Annotated in this window: 15 protein-coding genes; all 15 read right to left on the bottom strand. The window is 50.6% G+C overall.

Annotated elements, in window-relative coordinates:
* Position 1 precedes the first annotated feature (1 nt).
* The gene (gene glgA / locus LKE33_12705; protein ID MCH3951773.1) at positions 2-1747 is read right to left on the bottom strand and encodes a glycogen synthase GlgA; all 1746 of its coding nucleotides are present in this window, start codon (positions 1745-1747) and stop codon (positions 2-4) included.
* Positions 1748-1867: 120 nt separating this feature from the next.
* Positions 1868-3934, bottom strand: coding sequence for a 1,4-alpha-glucan branching protein GlgB (gene glgB / locus LKE33_12710; protein ID MCH3951774.1), 2067 nt, complete (start codon positions 3932-3934; stop codon positions 1868-1870).
* 23 nt (positions 3935-3957) lie between these two features.
* Positions 3958-6408 (bottom strand): glycogen/starch/alpha-glucan phosphorylase, encoded by a 2451-nt coding sequence (locus LKE33_12715; protein MCH3951775.1) that lies wholly within the window; start codon positions 6406-6408, stop codon positions 3958-3960.
* Positions 6409-6576: 168 nt separating this feature from the next.
* A complete protein-coding gene (gene glgD, locus LKE33_12720) occupies positions 6577-7689 on the bottom strand; it encodes a glucose-1-phosphate adenylyltransferase subunit GlgD (protein MCH3951776.1) in 1113 nt (370 codons plus the stop codon).
* Entirely contained in the window at positions 7682-8872 is a 1191-nt protein-coding gene (locus tag LKE33_12725) for a glucose-1-phosphate adenylyltransferase (GenBank protein ID MCH3951777.1), read from the bottom strand. The genes glgD and LKE33_12725 overlap by 8 nt, the downstream gene beginning before the upstream one ends.
* 728 nt (positions 8873-9600) lie before the next feature.
* Positions 9601-10788 carry an iron-containing alcohol dehydrogenase gene (locus LKE33_12730; GenBank protein ID MCH3951778.1) on the bottom strand — a complete coding sequence of 396 codons (1188 nt, stop codon included), beginning with the start codon at positions 10786-10788 and terminating at the stop codon, positions 9601-9603.
* An 80-nt stretch (positions 10789-10868) separates the two neighbouring features.
* A complete protein-coding gene (locus tag LKE33_12735; GenBank protein ID MCH3951779.1) occupies positions 10869-12083 on the bottom strand; it encodes a nucleotide sugar dehydrogenase in 1215 nt (404 codons plus the stop codon).
* A gap of 454 nt (positions 12084-12537) precedes the next feature.
* A complete protein-coding gene (gene wbaP, locus LKE33_12740) occupies positions 12538-13998 on the bottom strand; it encodes an undecaprenyl-phosphate galactose phosphotransferase WbaP (protein MCH3951780.1) in 1461 nt (486 codons plus the stop codon).
* A 383-nt stretch (positions 13999-14381) separates the two neighbouring features.
* Positions 14382-15407, bottom strand: coding sequence for a hypothetical protein (locus LKE33_12745; GenBank protein ID MCH3951781.1), 1026 nt, complete (start codon positions 15405-15407; stop codon positions 14382-14384).
* A gap of 94 nt (positions 15408-15501) precedes the next feature.
* Positions 15502-16521, bottom strand: coding sequence for a tRNA (adenosine(37)-N6)-threonylcarbamoyltransferase complex transferase subunit TsaD (gene tsaD, locus LKE33_12750; GenBank protein ID MCH3951782.1), 1020 nt, complete (start codon positions 16519-16521; stop codon positions 15502-15504).
* A gap of 15 nt (positions 16522-16536) precedes the next feature.
* On the bottom strand, positions 16537-16989 hold the full coding sequence (gene rimI, locus LKE33_12755; protein ID MCH3951783.1) for a ribosomal protein S18-alanine N-acetyltransferase: 453 nt from the start codon (positions 16987-16989) through the stop codon (positions 16537-16539).
* Complete coding sequence (gene tsaB, locus LKE33_12760; GenBank protein MCH3951784.1) at positions 16953-17654, bottom strand: tRNA (adenosine(37)-N6)-threonylcarbamoyltransferase complex dimerization subunit type 1 TsaB; 702 nt, start codon at positions 17652-17654, stop codon at positions 16953-16955. Before tsaB ends, rimI begins: the two co-directional genes overlap by 37 nt.
* Complete coding sequence (tsaE, locus tag LKE33_12765) at positions 17648-18112, bottom strand: tRNA (adenosine(37)-N6)-threonylcarbamoyltransferase complex ATPase subunit type 1 TsaE (protein ID MCH3951785.1); 465 nt, start codon at positions 18110-18112, stop codon at positions 17648-17650. Before tsaE ends, tsaB begins: the two co-directional genes overlap by 7 nt.
* 458 nt (positions 18113-18570) lie before the next feature.
* Positions 18571-20130, bottom strand: coding sequence for a phosphoenolpyruvate carboxykinase (ATP) (gene pckA / locus LKE33_12770; protein MCH3951786.1), 1560 nt, complete (start codon positions 20128-20130; stop codon positions 18571-18573).
* Between the two features lie 708 nt (positions 20131-20838).
* On the bottom strand, positions 20839-21972 hold the full coding sequence (locus LKE33_12775) for an acyl-CoA dehydrogenase family protein (GenBank protein ID MCH3951787.1): 1134 nt from the start codon (positions 21970-21972) through the stop codon (positions 20839-20841).
* Positions 21973-22061: the final 89 nt, after the last annotated feature.

Raw genomic sequence — 22061 nt, forward strand, 5'->3', positions numbered from 1 at the left:
CTTATTTCTTTGTGCTTTCAGCGGCTTTTGGAGCCTTGGCACGAGTTGCGGTCTTGCGGGTCGATTTCGTTTTAGCGGCAGAAGCCGACTTTTTGCGGGGAGCCCGCTTATGGACGGTCTTCTTAGCAGCCGCTTTCTTGGCCGGTGCCATCTGAGGTTCGGCTTTCTCAGCGGTGTCTTTCGGAGCAGCAGCCGGTGCAGCCGTCTTCTCTGCGGCTTTCGGTGCAGCGGGTTCTGCTTTTTCTGCTGCCGGAGCCGTTTCTGCTTTAGCAGCAGTTTCCGCAGCCGGTTCAGCCTTCTTTTCGGCCGAAGTCTTTTTCAGAAGAGTTTCATACAGCGCTTCATAAGCCTGAGCCGATTTCGTCCAGCTGTTGTCAGTCATCATAGCGTTCTTCACGAGTTTTTCCCAAAGCTGGTCTTCTTCATAGAATCCGAGGCCCTTCTTGGCCGTGAAGAGCAGTTCATGGGCATTGAAGTTCGTAAACTTCAGGCCGTTACCCTCGCCACTGAACTTATCATAGTTCTGTACCGTATCTTTCAGTCCGCCAATATCGCGAACCACCGGCACCGTACCATATTTCATGGCAATCATCTGGCTGAGGCCGCAGGCTTCATAGCGAGACGGCATGAGGAACATATCCGCGGCGGCATAGACCTTGTGGGCCAGTTCTTCGCTGAAGCGGATATTGACCGAGACCTTGTCCGGATAACGGTTGTCCAGAGCCTGCAGGGCCTGTTCATACTTCTGGTCGCCCGTGCCGACGACGACAAACTGTACATCTTCCTGCATGAGTTCGTCCATGATGAAGGTCACAAGATCCAGTCCCTTGGCTTCCACCAGGCGGGAAATCATGGCAAACATCGGTTTACGGCGGTCCTGGGGCAGACCCAGTTCCTTCTGCAGGGCCTCCTTATCAAGCGGTTTCTGCGTAAAGACGTTAGAAACATCATACTTGTAAGGAATATACGGGTCGGTAGCCGGATTATAGGTGTTTTCATCCATTCCGTTCACGATGCCGCTGAGTTTGCCGGCACACATCCGGACAAACCCATCAAGGCCCTCGCCAAAATAAGGATACCGGATTTCTCCGGCATACGTCGGACTTACGGTCGTGATGTGATCCGCGTAATTCATGCCTGCTTTCAGGAAGTTCACGCAGCCGCTGTTTTCGATACGGCCGTCATCGAACAATTCCATCGGAAGTCCCAGTACATCTGCCACGACCTCGCGGCCGAAGATGCCCTGATATTTAATATTATGAATGGTAAATACACTCTTCATATCCGCATAGAACGGATCCTTCTGATAGACTTCCTTGAGGTAAACGCCGACAAGACCGGTATGCCAGTCATTACTGTGAATAATATCCGGCTTGAAACCGATATGAGGCAGCATTTCCACGATTGCCTTGCTGAAGTAAGCAAAGCGTTCTGCATCATCATAATACCCATAGAGTCCCGAGCGTTTGAAATAATACTCATTGTCAATAAAGTAGACCGGCACGTCGTTTACGACGATTTTCTGAACGCCCAGGTACTGCTTACGCCAAGCCAGATCCACTTCACCGGTATAGACCGTTTCCATCTGGTCATCGTACTTTTCAGCAATCGCCTCATACTTAGGGATTACCAGTGCGGTCTCCACGCCCTGTCTGCGCAGCTGCGCCGGCAGTGCACCCATTACATCGGCCAGCCCTCCCGTTTTGATGAAGGGCGCGGCTTCAGAAGCTGCAAACAACACTTTCATAAAACTCAACCTCACTTTCCTTCATCTGCACAATGCCATTGAGGCCATTGTTGATCATTGGTAGTTTTACAGTGTCTTTAAAAACGTTGATTCATTCGCCTTGCGAAGGAAATGACTGACTCACTTCTCCTTCGCGGCAGCTTGTTTCGGTGCTGCCTTCTTTCGCGCTCCGGTCTTGCGGCGCGTTCCGGTTTTCCGTGCAGCTTTCGTCTTACGGACGACAGCTGCAGATTCTATATGCTCAGCCTTAGATGCGACCGGAGCTTTTTCGGCGTTTTCAGGCTGTAATTGTTTGAGGTAAATCACGGCAAGCGGCGGCAGCGTCAGCACCAGTGACTGCTCACGCCCGTGCATAGCCACGTGCTCACTCTCTATCAGGACTTCTCCGTCTTTCTCAGTGCCCGAGCGAACTCCGCTTCCGCCGAATTCCTTGGCATCACTGTTCCAGACTTCGCGGTACGTACCGGGCTTATCGACACCGATGCGGTAGTCGTAGCGCACGACCGGCGTGAAGTTGCAGACAACAATCGTCCGCTCGTCCGGATTTTTGCCGCGGCGGATAAAGGCGATAACGCTGTTATCCGTGTCATCGCAGCTGATCCATTCGAAGCCCTTCCAGTCATAATCGACTTCATAGAATTCCGGATGGTCCAGATAGTATTGGTTCAGCGCCTTCACATACTGCTGCATCTGCGCATGCATCGGATAATCGAGGAGCAGCCAGTCAAGGCCCTCGGCAAAGCGCCATTCAATGAACTGCCCGAATTCACCGCCCATAAAGAGCAGCTTCTTGCCGGGATGGCTCATCCAATACGCATAGAAGGCACGCAGACCGGCGAACTTTTTCCAGTAATCTCCCGGCATCTTATCGAGCAGCGACTTTTTGCCGTGCACGACTTCGTCGTGAGAAAGCGGAAGGATAAAATTCTCCGAGAACGCGTAATACAGCGAGAACGTAATCAGGTTTTGGTTGTATTTACGATAAACCGGATCCATGGACATGTAACGCAGCATATCGTTCATCCAGCCCATGTTCCATTTGTAGTTGAAGCCCAGTCCGCCATCGCTGACCGGATGGGAAACGAGCGGCCAGGTTGTAGATTCTTCGGCTACCATGAGGGCCTGCGGTTCTTCTGCAAACACAGCCGTATTGAGCTGCTGCAGGAAAGCAACGGCCTCAAGATTTTCGCGGCCGCCGTTCTTATTCGGCTGCCACTCGCCGTCCTTACGCCCGTAGTCGAGGTACAGCATATTGGCCACGGCATCGATGCGCAGACCGTCCATATGGAATTCCCTGAGCCAGAAGAGTGCACTCGAAATCAGGAAACTCCGCACTTCGGAGCGTCCGTAGTCAAAGTTCATCGTATCCCAGTCTTTGTTTTCCGCCAGCATCGGATTACCCGATTCATAAAGCGGCTCCCCGTCAAAATAACGGAGGCCGTGGGCATCGCGGCAGAAGTGACCGGGTACCCAGTCAAGCAGTACGCCGATGCCGTTCTGGTGGCATTTGTCGACAAGATACATCAAATCTTCCGGTGCCCCGTACCGGCTCGTAGCGGCAAAATAGCCCGTTGCCTGATAACCCCAGGAGCCATCGTAGGGATATTCGCACAGCGGCATGAATTCCACATGGGTATAATGCATATCCACCAAATACGGTACGAGTTCATCCGCAAGCTCCCGGTACGTAAGAAGCGTGCCATCCTTATGGCGGCGCCAGGAACCGGCATGAACTTCATAGATGTTCATAGGCCCCGAATAGGAGCTCTTTGCGGCCTTCGCCTTACGCCACTTGCTGTCCTTCCATTTGTAACTCATGGATGCCACAACAGAAGCTGTGTTCGGCCGAACTTCGGCCTGGAACGCGTACGGATCGGCTTTCAGGATGGTTTCTCCTCCTGCCGTCTTGATGGCGTATTTATAGATTGTACCTTCCTTAAGACCCGGAATGAACGTTTTCCAGATACCGTTATCATCGGCGCGCTCCATGGGATTTTTGGAAGCATCCCAGTCGTTAAAATCGCCGACGACACTGACTGCCTGAGCATGCGGTGCCCACACGGCGAAACGAACGCAGGACTTGTGCTGCCACACAGTCTTATGAGCCCCGAACAAACGGTAACTGTTGTAATTCGTTCCGTTATGGAACAGGTACATGCTGTATGTATCTATGGCATTCAGATGCATAACTGTTTCACTCCTTTTACGAATCAGATTTTCACAGGTTTGATATGCCAGATATCTTCGGCATATTTGGTCACCGTGCGGTCACTGGAGAAATATCCCGACTGAGCGATGTTGACCGTGCTGGATTTGAGCCAGTTCATATGGTCAGCATAGCGCCGCAGGACCTCTTCATGAGCCGCGCAGTAGGACTTGAAATCCTTGAGGACGAAGAATTCGTCGTTTCTTGCGAGCAGTGCTTCATAGAGCTGTCCATACATCGGTTCTTCCTTGAGGACGTCCATGATCATGCGGATATCGGCATCATTCCGGTACAAATCCCAGGAAGAATAACCGCCCTCATTGTAGTATTTCTGCACTTCATTTGCCCGCAGGCCAAAGATTACACAGTTCTCATCGCCTACACGGTTATAGATTTCCACGTTGGCTCCGTCCAGCGTACCCAGGGTAATAGCGCCGTTCATCATGAACTTCATATTACCCGTGCCGGAAGCTTCCTTGCCGGCCGTAGAAATCTGTTCACTGACATCGGCTGCCGGGAAAAGACGCTGTCCGAGGGAAACATTGTAGTTTTCAAGGAAGATGACCTTCAGTTTGGCTCTGGCATTCGGTTCCCGGTCGATAAGCCGTGCCACCGTATGGATCAGGCGAATGACAATCTTTGCTTCGCCGTAAGAAGCAGCTGCTTTGCCGCCGAAGATAAACGTCTGCGGCGTTTCGATGAAATTAGGATCATCAAGCAAATGACGATACAAATAGTACACATGAAGGATATTCAAGAGCTGACGCTTGTACATGTGGAACCGCTTGACCTGGATGTCAAACACAGAAAGCGGATCGACCTTGATATCCTTTGTCTTAAAGAGCCATTCGGCCAGTGCATTTTTGCGGCCCTGCTTCACAAGACCCAGCTTTTCAAGAAAGACCGGATCATCACGGAAATCCATCAATTCTTCCAAGCGGGACGGTTTTTTGATCCAGCTGGAGCCAATGGCATCCGAAATCAGGGAAGCCAGCGGCGGGTTCGATTCAAGGAGCCAGCGGCGGTGTGTAACCCCGTTCGTTTTATTACTGAAGCGCTCCGGATAGATTTCATAGAACTGCTTCAGCGTGCTTGTTTCAAGAATCTTTGTATGCAGTTTGGCCACGCCGTTCACACTATGGCTGCCGATAACAGCGAGGTTAGCCATGCGAACCTGTCCGCCCCACAAAATGGCTACAGAGGCCGCTTTGTCCTCGCGATTCGGAAACTTCTCACGGTATTTTTCAAGGAAGCGACGGTTCAGCTCATCCAGGATGAGATAGATTCGCGGCAGCAGCGGCTGAAACATCGAAATCGGCCACTGTTCGAGAGCTTCCGGCATGACTGTATGGTTTGTATACGCCACAGAATTTTTGGTAATGGTCCAGGCTTCATCCCAGGAAAGGCCTTCCTCATCCATCAGGATACGCATCAGTTCCGGAATGACCAGAGCCGGATGTGTATCGTTGATGTGAATGGCATTGTATTTGTCAAATTCGCGGGGATCTCCGTGATGACTCTTAAAGTGCCGCATGATGCTCTGCACGCCTGCGGAAACGAGGAAATATTCCTGCAAAAGGCGCAGTCTGCGTCCCTCTATAGTAGAATCATCCGGATACAGGAACCGGGAAATCTGCTGCGTCACATCCTTGTAACGAAGGGCACGGCGGTAATCGCCATAGCGCAGCTGACTGTAGATACCTTCTGTCGTATACTCGGCTTTCCAGAGACGCAGGTTGTTGACCGTATGGTTGTGATACCCCGGAACGGGTACGTCATAGGGAACAGCCCGTACGGAATCAAACTTTTCATAGATGCATTCCAGATTGCCATCGCGGCCCGGGCGCATATACGCATTGCCGCCAAAGCGGACATAGACCGCCTTGTCGGAGCGCTTGGTTTCCCAAGGGAAACCGTCACGCAGCCAGGCATCCGGCAGTTCTACCTGCTGGCCGTCGATGATACGCTGGTCGAACAGGCCGTACTGATAGCGGATGCTGCAGCCGTTCCCCGGGAGCTGCAGCGCAGCCATGGAATCGATGAAGCAGGCGGCAAGGCGGCCCAGGCCACCGTTGCCAAGCCCCGGGTCGGTTTCCATCGGCATGATTTCATCAAGGTCAAACCCCAGATCCTTCAGGGCACTGCGGGCCAGATCTTCCATGCCGCAGTTCAATAAATTGGCGTCCAGAAGACGCCCCAGCAGGAACTCGATGCAGAAGTAATAGACCTGACGCGTACCTTCGGCATCATAACGGCGTTCCGTCGCCATCCAGTCATCAAACATCAAATCTTTCAGCATGTTAGCAAGAACGATGTACACATCCTTCTTGTCAAGTTCCTTGACTTCCTTATCAAACAAAACTTTTGCCTTTTGTATAAATAAGGTTTTAAACTCTCTCTTGCTCTTCCACTTTTTCGTAATAAACCCTACTTTCCATCCAAAAAAGACGCTCATTCATACAGGTACATACTTTTGCACCCGTTTTTTCTTCCTATCATTCGCATTGGTTCATAAGGCAGCCCGGATTTGCGCCACGTTCTCTTAAATCCGGGCTCCCGGATAAATCAAATCACTATGATGGGAAGGAGGACTGCCGAAGGCAGCCCTCCTCATCTATCCAGCTTACACAACTTCATACTTGGTAATGCAGACAGGAGCTTCCTTTGTTCCCCGCAGGCAGGCTTCCGGCTGCACTTCCTGGTTTTTATCGCAGATGACACCATCCACCCTGGCTTCTTCCCCGATTACAGAATTTTGCATGATGATGGAATTCCGGACGACTGCATTTCTCCCGACACGCACGCGGCGGAAGAGAATGGAATTTTCGACCGTTCCTTCAATGATGCAGCCATCACCGATCAGAGAGTTGGTCACACGGGCATCGGCTTTGAACTTGGCCGGAGCCTCATCCTTGACCTTCGTGTAAATCTTGCGTTCCTGACGGAATACGGCTTTCCAGTTTTCGAGTTTCAGCATATCCATATTCGCTGCGAAGTAGCTCTTCAGCGAATTGATGCGTTTCGCATACCCCTTGTATTCATATCCGTAGACCCGGAGATGACCCACGTTACGGCTCAGCACATCATTCAGATACTGATTCGGATTTTGCGCAAAAGCGCGCCGTACGAGGGCGATGAAGAGATCGCCGTCCATGAGCATACTGTCAAGATAGAGCTTATCGCCCTTCTTGGCATCCTGCACCTTGGAGAGTTTGGTTACATGATCGCCGCCGTCGACGTTCATGATATACCCTTCTCCGGGACTGTCTTCATCAAGCGTCTTATAGACCAGCGTCACATCGGCGTTATGGGCACGATGATAATGCAAAACTTCGTCATAGTCAATATTATGAACCACATTACAGCTCGAAAGGAGCAGATAATGGTTCATTTCACGCTGCACAAACTGCAGGTTCTTGTAATAAGTTCTCACATCGCCCGGCTGAGGATTCGTGATTTCCTTTTCCTCATCGACCGGCAGATAGAACAGACCATGCTGTTTGCGAGCAAGGTTCCATTCCTTACCGGAACGAACGTGATCCAGCACGGAACGGCTGTGGAACGGAAGGATCAGTCCCACCGTATCCACTCCGGCGTTCACCATTGTAGAAAGGGCGAAATCAATCAGACGGAATTTGCCAGCAAACGGCTGGGAAGCCATCGGGCGGGATTGGCTGAGTTCGGTCATAAAATTGGGATCGCGCAGATTGATGAGCCCAATGATATTGTTATCCATTGACAACCTCTCCCTTCTCTTTATCAGATTTAGCGCCCTTCAGAAGAGTTTCCGTCTTTTGCATGAATTCCGGTCCCGGAATAATGGCATCGTTGCCAAAGACTTTGATGGCACCGGCCTTTCCATGAATCTCGCATCCGGATTCCACGAGACACCGCTCGCCTAAGATGCAGTGATCCACGACAGCGCCCTTCTTGACGACCGTGCCCGGCATCAGGACGGAATCAATGACTTCTGCGCCTTCCTCGATGACAACACTGTAGAAGACTACAGAATGATAGACTTTTCCTTCAATGACAGAACCTTCACCGGCAAGAGAACTGATAACCGATGCCTTCGGGCCTACATAGTGAGGCGGCAGGGCCTGACTGCCCGAATAAATACGCCATTTCGGATTGTTCAGGCTGATTGGCGGGTTATCCGACAAGAGGTCCATATTGGCCTGCCACAGGCTTTCAAATGTTCCCACGTCCTTCCAGTACCCTTCAAACGGATAGGCATAGACCGGGACATTGTCCTGCAGCAGACGCGGAATGATGTTCTTCCCAAAATCGTGATCCGAATCTTCACGGGCAGCATCCTCGACAAGATATTTTTTGAGGACATCTTTATCGAAGATATAAATCCCCATGGAAGCCAGGTCGCTCTTCGGGTGAGCCGGCTTTTCCTCAAATTCTTTGATGCGCATATTGTCACCGGCATTCATGATGCCGAAACGAGTGGCTTCGGACAATGGCACGCGCAGCGTGCTGACCGTCACTTTTGCCTTGTGTTTCTTGTGGAAGGCCAGCATCGTCCCATAGTCCATCGTATAAATATGGTCGCCTGAAAGAATAAGTACATACTTCGGATTGATCATGTCAAGAAAATTCAGGTTCTGGTAAATTGCATCAGCGGTGCCCTGATACCAGTTGGAAGAATCCTTATCATTCATGTACGGTGGAAGCACAAACGTACCGCCATTGTCACTGTCAAGGTCCCAACTACTGCCGTTACCAATGTACCAATTGAGTTCGAGGGGCTGATACTGGGTCAGAATACCCACCGTATCAATCCCGGAATTGCGGCAGTTACTAAGGGTAAAGTCAATGATGCGGTACTTGGCCCCAAACTGAACCGCCGGTTTTGCCATATTCTTTGTCAACACACCGAGTCGACTGCCTTTTCCCCCGGCAAGGATCATGGCAAGACATTCAATCTTTCTCAAAAGTAATCGCCTCCTGTTTTGGGTATGCTTATTGAAATAATCCGCGCTGCCATCTGCGAAAGGAACCGAGAACCTGCAGCAAAGCCACCTGCTGCCTGTATTCCCGTTTTCTTTCTAAGACTGGACTTATGACGCTGAGCGATAACCTGAGTATGAAAAATTCTCGGCAAGGATCCGGAAACTCCGGACCGAATCCAGCACTCCGTTTCTTTTCGTGTTATTTCGCCGTAAAAGGCAAAATTCCTTCTGTCCAAAACAGCTTATGCAATTATTTTATCACATTTATACTTGAATTAAATAAAATAAAGACAAAAAAAGGAAAAGTAAAATTCAGTTGTTTATATTTGTTACGAGTGTAATGTTCTGTAGTGGGGAAAGTGGTGGTCAGTAAGTGATGAGTGGCCGCAATGAGGTCAGTACCCAGAAAAAGGAGCTATCTTCCACCGCAATCGTCAGCGCTTCCTACCGTCAGTGCTGACTGCGGTCCCCTTGAATTTCTATGCTAAAGTAGCCGTTCTATCGAAGCCAATTCCTGTTATCCGACTGAATACCCACCGCAAGCGGTCCCCCCTCTTATTTTTTATCAAAAAAACAAGAGGGCTGAGGGCTGGTGCAGCCACTTTTGATTCTACAAAAGCGAAGCGTCGGTGAAAAGAAAAAGGGGTTGTGAAAGATAAATATTTCCCCCACACCCCCTTTTTTGATTATTTTTCTGCAGCGGCTTTATAAATGGCATACATATCCGCTTCGTGCAGCACTTTGGCAGACCCCAGATGATCATGGGCCGTCACACTGCAGCGGTGTGCCAGTTCGCGCAGCTGCTCTTCCGTCGGATGAATGCCGAGTTCATGGAAATTCAGCGGCATATCCATCGATTTAAAGAAATCTTCCATGGCACTGATGCCTTTAAGGGCAATCTCTTCATCCGTGCCATTTTCCGGAACGTCCATCACTTTCAGAGCAAAACGCTTAAAGCGCGGCAGACAGTCTTTGTAGACGTAACGGGCCCAGCTGCCCCACAGAGAAGTCAGGCCGGCGCCGTGCGCCACATCAAAAAGTCCGCTCACTTCATGTTCCAGGCGATGCGTCGCAAAATCCCGATTCGTATGGCCGCAGCCCGTAAGGTCATTATGGGACAAACTGCCGGCCCACATGACTTCAGCACGGGCATCGTAATCGTCAGGATGTTCCTTCAAAATATGGCTTTCCTTCATGACAGTCCTCAGCAGTGCCTCTGCAATCGAATCAGTCAGTTCCATTTGCCCGCCGTTGGTAAAATACCGTTCCAGCGTATGCATAATAATATCGCAGCAGCCGCAGGCCGTCTGATAAGCCGGCAGCGTCATCGTCAGTTCCGGGTTCATCACAGCAAACACAGGACGCCCCAGATCATTGTTATAGCTTCGTTTATCCAGAGTCTTGTCGTTAGTGATTACAGAGGAATCACTCATTTCACTGCCCGTTGCCGCAATAGTCAGCACCACACCGACCGGCAGGCAGGCCTTGGCCTTCCGTTTGAAATCATAAAAATCCCATACGTCGCCTGCATTGGCAAGGCCATAGCCGATAGCCTTGGAAGCATCAATGACACTGCCGCCGCCCACGGCAAGCAGCATCTCTATACCTTCAGCCCGGCCTTTTTCAATGCCTTTATACACAAAGGAAAGACGCGGATTCGGCGTTACTCCGCCTAGTTCCGTGTACTCAATTCCGGACGCGTCAAGCGACGCCCTCACGCGGTCCACGAGGCCGCTCCGGATGGCGCTGCCGCCTCCGTAAATAATCATCACCTTATGGATGCCCAATGCCTTAACGAGTTCCCCGGTGCGTTTTTCCGTATCGCGTCCGAAGACCACCCGTGTCGGGGTATGAAATTCAAAGTTCTCTACCATGGTTTTCTTCTCCTTTGCGCTTTGGACAGTCGCTAGCTGCCGCTGCATTTAATGAGGCGCAGCGCCTCGGCACCTTTCTCTTAATCCCGCTGGAAGAGGTCACGCGTATAGACTTTATCCTTCACATCATCCAGTACGTGTTCGAAGCGGTTGGCAATAATCACTTTGCTCCGCTTCTTGAATTCTGCCAAATCGTTGACAACAAGGCTGTTATAGAACCTGCTTCCGTCAGGAAGTGTAGGTTCATAGACAATGACCGGCACACCCTTTGCCTTGATACGTTTCATGATGCCCTGGATAGAGCTCTGCCGGAAGTTATCGCTGTGAGATTTCATGGTCAGTCGAAAGACTCCGACGATATTGTCGCGGCTGTCCTTCATGGGGTCGTACCCAGCCTTTTTGAGTACCTGACTGGCGACATGATCCTTACGGGTCCTGTTCGAACGAACGATAGCTTCAATCAAGTTCTCCGGTACTTCGGAATAATTAGCGAGGAGCTGCTTTGTATCCTTGGGCAGACAATATCCGCCATACCCGAAAGACGGGTTATTGTAGTGCGTCCCGATACGCGGGTCAAGGCATACGCCTTCGATAATAGACCGCGTATCAAGGCCTTTTAATTCGGCGTACGTATCGAGCTCGTTGAAGTAAGCAACACGCAGTGCCAGATAGGTATTGGCAAAAAGTTTGACCGCTTCGGCTTCGGTCGTACCCATAATACGAACAGGCACATCCTGCTTGATAGCCCCTTCCTGCAGCAGTGAGGCAAACAGCTCTGCATCGGCTTTTCGTTCGGCGTTATTCATATTGGTACCAACAATAATCCGGCTGGGATACAGGTTGTCATAAAGGGCTTTGCCTTCCCGCAGGAATTCCGGGCTGAAGAGAATGCGCTCGTAACCGGTCTTTTCCCGCAGCTGGCGGGTGTATCCTACAGGCACCGTGGATTTAATGATGATGAGTGCCTTGTCATTATACTTTCTGACCAGATCCACAACTGTTTCGACGGCTGACGTATCAAAGAAATTCCGTTCGGAATCATAGTCCGTCGGCACGGCAATCACAACGATATCTGCCTTGCCGTATGCTTCGGCGGCATCCGTGGTAGCCGTCAGCTTCAGCGGTTTTTCAGCCAGATAGTCTTCGATTTCCTTATCGACAATGGGCGAAACATGATGATTAATCTTGTCGACTTTTTCAGGATTGATGTCGACAGCATATACAGGATGATGCTGTGCCAGGATAATGGACACGGATAATCCTACGTAGCCCGTTCCTGCCACTGCGATTGTTATTTTCTCTTTATCTTTCATGATTCTGTTCCCCCACTATAATAAAAAGCCTGATAAAAGACAGATCATCAATCAGATTGAACTGTTACTGTCTTATAGTATAACAAAAAACGACATCCGTTCACAGGATACAGGATATCGTAAAAAAAGTGAACAAAGGAGCCAGGAGCCGGAGGCAATACGAAAACAGCCGCCAGCGGCAAGCCTCCGGCAATCAGCAGCCAAAGCAGCACGATTCCACAGCTTGGCAGCCTCAGAAAGAGTAACCCGTAAGAGCTGCCAAAGCAGCACGTTTTCACAGTCTGGCAGCTTTGAAGCCAGTGGCCGGCAGCCGGCGGCTGACAATCAGCCACCGCAGCATAAAAGCCGGCAGTCAGCAGTCAATAAGCAAATTCACACAGCCGGTCAGCCCCTTTTTCCCAAGTGTATGGGAAATGAGGCTGAAGCTGTAAATTCATCAGTAAGCGCCCTTATGATGTAAAACGACACTGAATGTCTTCCACAATAAAGACAAATCCAGCCAGACGGACCAGTTCCTGACATACCAGGAATCCATCTGCACACGTTCTTCATACGTCGTGTCGCTGCGGCCATTTACCTGCCACATGCCTGTAATGCCAGGGCGAACCATATAAAAATCGGCAATGTAGTTGCCGTAGCGGGGAATTTCCGCCGTTACAATGGGGCGCGGCCCGACAAGACTCATTTCCCCCTTGAGCACGTTAAAGAGCTGCGGCAGCTCGTCAAGACTCGTTCTGCGCAGAACGCGGCCTACCCGCGTCACACGGGGATCATCCTTGAGTTTGAAATCCCGTTCCCATTCCTCCCGGGCTTCCGGATTGGCGGCCAGATATTCCTTTAATTTAACGTCAGCATCGACGCACATGGTCCTGAACTTATAGCAGGGAAATTCCTTGCCGTTTTGACCGATACGCCTGTGCGCAAAAATAATCGGTCCCGGCGAATCAAGACGAATCAAAATCGCAAGCAGCAATAAAATCGGGCTGATACAGATCACACCTATGGTCGTCAGCACCATATCAAAGATATACTTGGCAATTTTGTTATAACGGCGAGCCAGATTATTGCGAAGTCCCATTAAAAGGAGACGCTCATTAAACATACTTTCTACGGTAACGCCGTTCACAGGAAGACCGATGAGGTCCGGGACAAACGCCAGATTGCGGACAAGCGGCTGAATCCGGTAAATCAAGGAATCCAGCTTGTCCGGCGTCAGACCGGGTGTGGCAATAATGACATCGTTGACCCGCGTATCGGCAATTACCTGCTCGATATTGTCAAAGGTGCCCAGATAGGGCAGCTCACCGACGTATTCTTTCCGTTCTCCGGCATCATCGACGTATCCGACAAAATGGAAGTTCAGACCAATATCTTCCCTTACGCCGCGCAGCAGAAGCTGAGCAGTCTTGCCGGCACCCACAAGCAGCACCGGATAATTTCCAACGCCCGCCCAGTTAAGGATTTTAGCGATAATAACACGGGACAGACAGAGGAACAAGAAGGCGAAAAAGGCCAGAAAGACGATAAAAAGACGTGATGTCGAATTAGCAATATGGGTTGCGTACACAAGAAAGACAATCAGGATCATCGCATAGACGGAACTCCAGAAAATCCGTTCCATCTTGATCCAGATTCCCATCGGTTTCTGGTAAACGCCGGAATGACGCAAAAACGCGATGAAAATCAAAGGAAATGCCAGGTACTGATTCGCCCATGCAATGTGAAGTGAAGTGTTTCCCGTCAGACAATTCCGAAGCACAATGGAAATATGTTCTGCCAACAGAATAAAAAGCCAGTCGGTAATCATGTAGATAGCCGGCAGAAAATAACTCATATGATGTTCGATAAATCGCTTTTGATGATGCAGCGATGATCTGTTCGATATGTCAGATTGCATAAATAAACGCTCCTTGATGCAACGTAAGATAGATGGGTAGACTCAGCAGCTGAATGACAAGTCAATTATTGATATTATACATAATCTTATGGTCAGAAACAATGAAAAAAGAAGGAACAAAATAGAAAAAACGGGAAAGGCGATTAAAAGCGGCGGCGCTTCGCGCGAAAAGAAAGCTGTGACGCTGTGGCCGCCTTCGGCGGCGAAGAAGAAAAAACAGTGGGTAGTGGATGGTGGTTAGTACAATCGTGCGGGCAGCTGCCTTGGCGGATTCTTGAGGAAGAAAGGACCTGGCAGTTAGTCACAGCCTTCGGCAGAGTGGTCCATCACCCATCGCAAAGCAGGCTGCGTTTTTTCGTCCCAGCCGCTCGATAAAATCTTTTCTATTTTTTCTCCGGTAATTCCTTATACGTTTCAATCTTGCTTCCATCACTAAAGACAACTTTGGTGATTTTTCCTTCCCACGTCAGGTTTTTAGCCTGCATAACGGTAAGATCAGACTGCACGAAGGGGCTGAGCTCACGGGCCATATCCCATTTTACCGTCCCATTCGTCAGGCCCTCCATATGCTGCTCAAAGGAGGCCGCCACCGAAACACCCTCAGGGGTACTGGCCTTGACGTATCCGTCAATTTCTACGACCGGCTTATCACTTTTGACAGTACCGGAGATGGCAAACCGCAGCTGCTGCGTAATTCCCAGTGCATCCGCCGGCTCAACCCGTCCGTTCAGGCTGTCGATTTTGACGAGCTGAGACAGTTGATCTTCAATCGGTGCATTAAGGGAGGCCAGCGCCGTCTGTTCGGCTTCATGCCACTGCCTCATAAAATCACCGGCATTCTCCCAGGAGACGGCTTTCCAGAAACCATCATCATTTTTCTTCATACGGATGACAATGGGAAAATCAGCGCCCACACGATCATCATGGATGGAGGTAGTCACAGTGGCGCCGTCGGCATCTTCTTTGGTTTCGAGTTTCCCCGTAAGGTGTGCCAGGCCGCCCAGCATCCGGTAAGGAATCGGATTGACGAGTGAGCCTTCCTGCTTGGGAACCACAGCTTCATTCACACTGCCCTGCTCCACATAGGTGCGCACCAGGTAATTCAAACTGTCAATGATGCGTGGTTTCAGCGAATCGGCCATCTGCAGGGCCACGCCCTGCATGGCCGGCGAAAAATCAGATTCACGCAGCGTCTCTTTGATGGCATCATAATAAAAATGATCCAGCACACTTGCCGTATCCACGTACTTTTGAAAAGTATCCCAGTCATGTTTCTCCACAGCTTCGGCAGCCATCGTCAGGGAATAAGCCGGCGATTTGCGATAATGCAGGTACCAGCCGCCCAAAGCGCAGCAAATCACTACCACGACTGCCGCCACAATGGCGACTGCTTTCTTTCCTTTTGTCATATGTCCCTCCTGCAAGAAAAAGAGTTCCTTCCCTTTTCAGAAGGAACTCCGAATTGATATGTGTTCTTCCCGATTTCTCCGAAAAACCACTTACTTATTGAACCCCCAATTTCAAGTTCGGGTCGGCATTCAGCGTAAGCTCGGCAAAATCATGGTTGAGGTACTGATAGTACCCGCGCACAGCGACCATCACCGCATTATCCGTGCAAAGAATCGGCGTCGGATGAACAAGCTCCGCGCCCACGGCCTTCGCTCCTTCTGCCAGTGCTTCCTGCAGCCGCTTATTGGCAGAAACACCGCCGGCAAGAACAATTTTCTTAAGGCCCGTTGTCTTAAGCGCCTCTTTGCACTTGGTCACGAGCACATCTACGATGGCCTGCTGGAACGAAGCGGCGACATCGGCCCGATTCAGCTCAGCACCGCGCTGCTCTTCCGTGTGAACATAATTGATGACGGCAGATTTGAGCCCGCTGAAGCTGAAGTCAAAGCTATCAGGCAAGAGCGGACGCGGAAAATCAATAGCCTGTGCATTCCCGTTAAGAGCCAGCTTTTCGATTTCAGGTCCGCCCGGATACGGCAGTCCCATAAAGCGGGCAATCTTGTCAAAAGCCTCTCCCGCAGCATCATCCCGCGTCTGTCCAAGCGGACGGAACGTGTTGTAATCTTCTACCACAAGAAGTGAAGTATGCCCGCCTGAAACGACAAGCGCCAAGAATGGCGGCTTCAGCTCCTTATCGGCAAGAAAATTGGCAAACACGTGCCCTTCCAGGTGATTGACGCCGATAAGCGGCTTTCCCGTCCCGAAAGCAAGTCCCTTGGCGGCGCTCAGTCCTACAAGAAGCGCGCCCACAAGGCCGGGTCCATAGGTTACGGCAATGGCGTCGATATCATCCAGGGAAAGCTTGGCATCCTTCAACGCCTTGTCAATGACGGGCATGACATGCTCGATATGTTTGCGTGATGCAATTTCCGGCACAACTCCGCCAAACTTACGGTGAATGGCAATCTGTGTGGAAACCACATTGGAAAGCACATCCGTCCCGTTTCTCACGACGGAAGCGGCCGTTTCATCACAGCTGCTTTCAATTCCCAAAATGTTGATTTCTTTTTCCATAGTATCCTTTCGTTCTTAAAGGGAACAGCGCATCAAAATAGCGTTTTCCCCTGTATCTTCATAGTAATGAGGCCGCATCCCGCATTCCGTAAGTCCCAGATGAAGATAGGTGCGGCGTGCCGGCGTATTGTGTTCGCGTACTTCAAGCGTAAGTTCCGCAGCTCCCAGTGCCTTAGCCTTCTGCATGAGCGTTTCCATGAGATAAATTCCCAGTCCCTCGCCTCTCCGCGTGGGAGAAACGGCAAGGCGCATAATCTGCGCTTCTCCTGCGACCAGCCAGAAACCACCGTAGGCAAAAGGCACATCTTCTTCCAAAAGAGCATAATAATGAGCCAGGCGTCCATGGAGCTCTTCCTGCCATACTGCTTTCGACCAGACTGTGGGAAAACTTGCTTCATCCATCGGCAGCAGCCAGGGAAGGTCACTTTCCGTCAGCGTCCGGACTGTTTTGGATGTCTCTTTTCCCATAATTCCTCTGCCTCGCTGCGCCGGATATAATACGGTTCCATTCCGAAATAATCATGCAGGTCCCCTGCTTCATAAGACTGAGAAGCAAGAATAGCAGCCGAACTGCCGCGCGGCATGCGGGCACTTTCCGGAGCCATCGCCACAAGCAGTCCTTCATGTTTCGGTACGCGCTGGCATTCGCCCATGAGGATGGAAGGCCACGGCTTCTTTTCAAGTTCCGCAATGAGCGTCTTCCCCGGTACAATGCTGACCGGTGCCGCTTCTTCAAGTCTTCCGTTCTCCCACAAATATTGCCCCAGATACAGGTTTCCCTTCTGCGCGTCTAGCACCGGTGCGAGCAGCACCCCGGCAACCGGCAGATTGTAGGCAATGACCTTGAGTGTATCCACCGCACGCAGAGGAATGTTCAGACTGTATGCCAATGCTTCAGCAGTGGCCATACCGATGCGCAGGCCTGTGAAGGAACCCGGTCCGCGGCTTACGGCGATCAGTTCCAAATCCTTTTTATCCACCCGGGACAACTTCAGCAGCGTATCCAGCTGCGGCACCAGCCCTTCCGAATGGGTGAGCCCCACATTGATTTCCAGGGAGCCCAATATTTTTTCTCCGTCGCAGACTGCCACGGAACATACTTTTGTTGATGTATCAATCCCTAATGTCAGCACTCTTTCTGCACCTTTCTGCATAGTTCTTCATAATGACTGCCGTGAGGAATAAACGTCATCTTGCGTCCGTCCCCCACTCTCTCGATTTTGATTTCCAGAGATTCTTCCGGCATATATTCCGTAAAAAGTTCTGCCCACTCGATAAACGTAATCCCATCATGGCCGGCATATTCCGAAAAACCGATATCTTCCAGTTCCTCGGGCCAGTTGATGCGGTACAAATCGAAATGTTTGATTTCGACTCCTTGGCCATGATACATATTAAGCAGGGAAAACGTCGGAGACGTCACTTCCTTCGGGTCGATTCCCAACGCGGAAGCGGCTGCTATCACAAGTGAAGTCTTACCGGTTCCCAGGTCGCCGTTCAAAAGAACCACGTCACCGTCTGAAAGAACACCGGCAAGCACTTTTCCCACTCGTGCCGTATCCGCTTCGGTCGGACAGTTAATCGTAAACATTACTGTTACCTCCAGTCCATTGAAAATTTATTATACCACAGGAAGGAAATTGATAGAAGGGATGAGAGTGGTGAGTGGTTAGTTCATAGTGGTTAGTACACCCGTACGGGCAAATAGTCGGGTAAAATCCCAAGGCAGACAGCCGTTAGCAGTTGGCAGATAGCAGCAGATAGCGGAGAGGCGATAAAAAGACGCTTTCGGCCTTTAGTTTCAAGCATTTAGCCTCCGTTCTGAATTCAAGAAACTGTTTTTATAATTTCAAAGCCAAATTGCCATGGCAATTTGGCCTCCACGGGCGGACAACGGGCTGCGGGCGGCGGAAAGCGATTTTTAGGCTACCATCCACTGCAAAGCGGTTCCCCTTCCTCCGTCGCCGCATAGCGGCGAGGAAGAAGGTCCCAAGAAAAGGCACACAAAAAAACCGCCTGCCAGATGGCAGACGGTTTTTAACACTCAAATTAGTCCAGTTTAGGGCCGGCGGATGCGATATCGTCGGTGACTTTCCCGGCAAACTTCTTGAAGTTTTCGTTAAAGAGAACGGCCAGTTTGCGGGCGGTCTTGTCATAAGCGTCCTTATCTTCCCAGGTGTTTCTCGGGTTCAGGACATTGCTCGGTACGTTCGGGCAGGATTTCGGCACGGACAGGCCAAAGATGGACATCGTCGTCCAGCCTTCTTCACCCAGTTCGTTGTCCAGGGCGGCATGAATCATAGCACGGGTATAATCCAGCTTCATACGCTTGCCGACACCATAAGGGCCGCCGCTCCAGCCGGTGTTTACAAGGTATACGTTCGTATCATGCTTAGCAATGCGTTCGCCCAGCAGCTTTGCATAAACCAGAGGCTGCAGCGGCAGGAACGGTGCTCCGAAGGCCGTGGAGAATGTAGCCTGCGGTTCGGTGATACCGCGTTCCGTACCGGCGACTTTACTGGTATAACCGGTCAGGTAATGGTACATAGCCTGTTCTTTCGTCAGTTTGGAAATCGGAGGCAGAACCCCGAAAGCATCAGCCGTCAGGAGAATGATATTCTTCGGATGGCCTGCACGGCTCGGAATCTTGGCATTCGGAATATAGTTCAGCGGATAAGCCACACGGGTATTTTCCGTCAGCGTGCTGTCGGAAAAATCAGGTACGCCGGTCTTCGGGTCAACAATGACGTTTTCCATAACAGCGCCGAATTTGATAGCGCCATAAATTTCCGGCTGGCTTTCTTCGGTCAGGTCAATGCACTTAGCGTAGCAGCCGCCTTCCACGTTAAAGACGCCGCTGTCGCCCCAGCCGTGTTCGTCGTCACCGATCAGGGCACGTTTCGGGTCGGCGGACAAGGTCGTCTTGCCTGTACCGGACAGACCGAAGAACAAGGCTACATCGCCCTTAGGTCCTTCGTTGCAGGAGCAGTGCATGCTGAGGACGCCCTTCTGCGGCAGCAGATAGTTCATGACGGAGAAGATAGATTTCTTCAGTTCGCCGGCATAACGGCCGCCGCCAATCAGAATCAGGTTCTTATCGAAGTTCAGCAGGATGAACGTTTCGGAATTGGTATGATCCAGTGCAGGGTCGGCTTCGACATCCGGCAGGGAAATAACGGTAAAGTTTTCCTGTACTGTGCTCGGTTCATCCGTCTTGATGAAGAGCTGGCTGACAAAGAGGCTCTGCCAGGCCATCTGGTTAATGAATTTAACACGGATCTGGTTGTCAGGATCGGCACCAGCCAGCACGTTATTCACGTAAACCTTATGCGTCTTGATATAGGCTTCGCATTTTGCATAAATGCGGTCAAAGGTTTCTTCCGTGCAGGGCTGGTTGTTGTCCCAGTTTACAATATCGTGGGTCAGCGGCGTATCAACGATGAACTTATCTTTCGGGGAGCGGCCCGTATGAGTTCCCGTCGTTACGCGCAGGGCGCCGCGGTCGGAGAAAGTCCCTTCGTGGTTGCGAATGGCTTCTTCGATGAGTTCCCGCACGCTTAAATCGCGTACTACTTCTTTTGCTTCTGCCAATAATTTCTCGCTGTTCATCTTGGTTCTTACACTCCTATTTTAAAATTAGAGACACGTTTCTCACCATACCCTGAGAGCAGAAAAACGCTGTCTCACTTATCAATATCCTTAAAAAATATTATATGACAGAAATTCCCCCTCCGCAACCGGGAAAAGACGCAATTTTCTTGCAAGAGTCTAATCAGACGGGCAATTCAGGCGCATGAGGAATATGAAACAGGCTATGGTCGACTGCGTCGACAAGCCTGCGGCAGCATGGTAGAAAAAGTGGATAGTGGATAGTGTGTAGTGGCTAGTACAATCGTGCAGGCAGTTACCTTGTGGATTCTAGAAATAGAAAATAGCTGGCAGTTAGTTCAGGCCTTCGGCAGAGAGGTCCATCTCCCACCACAAGCGGTTCCCCCTCTGACTTGGCATATTAAAGTAACGCTTTATCGAACCAATTCCTGTTATCCTACTGACCACCCACCGCAGAGAGGTCCCCCCCTCTAACTTACTTTCCTCCCCCCACTTCGTGGTCCTTCCTTCCTAAAGGACGGAGGTGGCAGAGGAATTCCAAACCTTACGGTTTGGCTTAACTAAGCAAATAAGAGGGCTGAGGGCTGGTACTGTTATTTTTGTTTATTCAAAGCAAAATTGCGGAAGCAATTTTGCCTCCACGGGCGGACGGCGACCTGCGTATAAAAAAACAGGCCATCGCCGAAGCGATGACCTGCGTTTTTATTTTTAGTAGAGAATCTTGTTTGCAATGACCATGCGCTGTACCTGGTTTGTGCCTTCGTAGATTTGGAGGATCTTGGCATCGCGCATTTTCTTTTCCAGAGGATAATCTTTCATGTAGCCGTAGCCGCCCATGATCTGGACAGCATCCGTTGCGACCTGCATGGCAACGTCAGAAGCAAAGCACTTACTCATCGCTGCTTCCTTGCCGAACTCCATGCCCTGATCACGCATCCAGCAAGCCTGCTGAACCATCAGACGTGCAGCGTTCACTTTCATAGCCATATCGGCTACCATTGCCTGAATCATTTCGAAGGAAGCAATAGGCTGACCAAACTGTCTTCTTTCACGTGCATAATGCGCTGCAATGTCAAGGCAGGACTGCGCCAGACCCACAGAAACTGCCGCCACAAACGGACGAGCCGAATCCAGAGTCTTCATAGCGATACGGAAGCCGCCGCCTTCACGGCCGACACGGTTCTTTTCCGGAACGACGACGTCTTCCAGAATCAGTTCGCACGTATTGGAAGGACGGATACCCATCTTGTCTTCCTTACGGCCAACACGGAAACCAGGCGTGCCTTTCGGAACGATAAATGCCGTCAGACCGCGGATACCGCCGGTCTTACGGGTATTAGCAAAGATAAGGTAGCTGTCGGCAATACCACCGTTAGTGATAAAGACCTTGCTGCCGTTCAGTACGTAATGATCGCCGTCTTTCACAGCCTTCGTAGCTACGGCGCCTGCATCAGAACCGGCATTCGGTTCGGTCAGGGCAAACGCAGCGAGGCCGCCGCGGTTCAGCAGATCGCACTGATATTTTTTCTGTTCTTCATTGCCGGCAATCAAAATAGGATAAGAAGCCAGGGCGTTAGCAGCAATGGAGGTAGCCACACCGGCACAACCCTTAGCAAGTTCTTCGTAAATCATTGCTACGGTAATGCTGTCGAGTCCGGGGCCGCCGTACTCTTCCGGTACGACCAGGTTCAGAAGACCCATATCTGCAGCCTTCTTAAAGATCTCCGGTCTGGTCTCATTCGCTTTATCCATTTCGTCGGTATAGGGAACAATCTCCTTATTTACGAAATCTCTCACCAGTGCCTGCAATTCGAGTTGTTCATCGGTCAATGCAAAATCCATAACATCCTCCTGGGTTTGGAATTTTTAATGACTTTAGGAATCCAAATTCAAAGAGCGCAAATATTCTGACTCAAGAGACGAATGTCCAT

Source organism: Acidaminococcus sp. (assembly GCA_022482815.1).
GTDB lineage: Bacteria > Bacillota > Negativicutes > Acidaminococcales > Acidaminococcaceae > Acidaminococcus.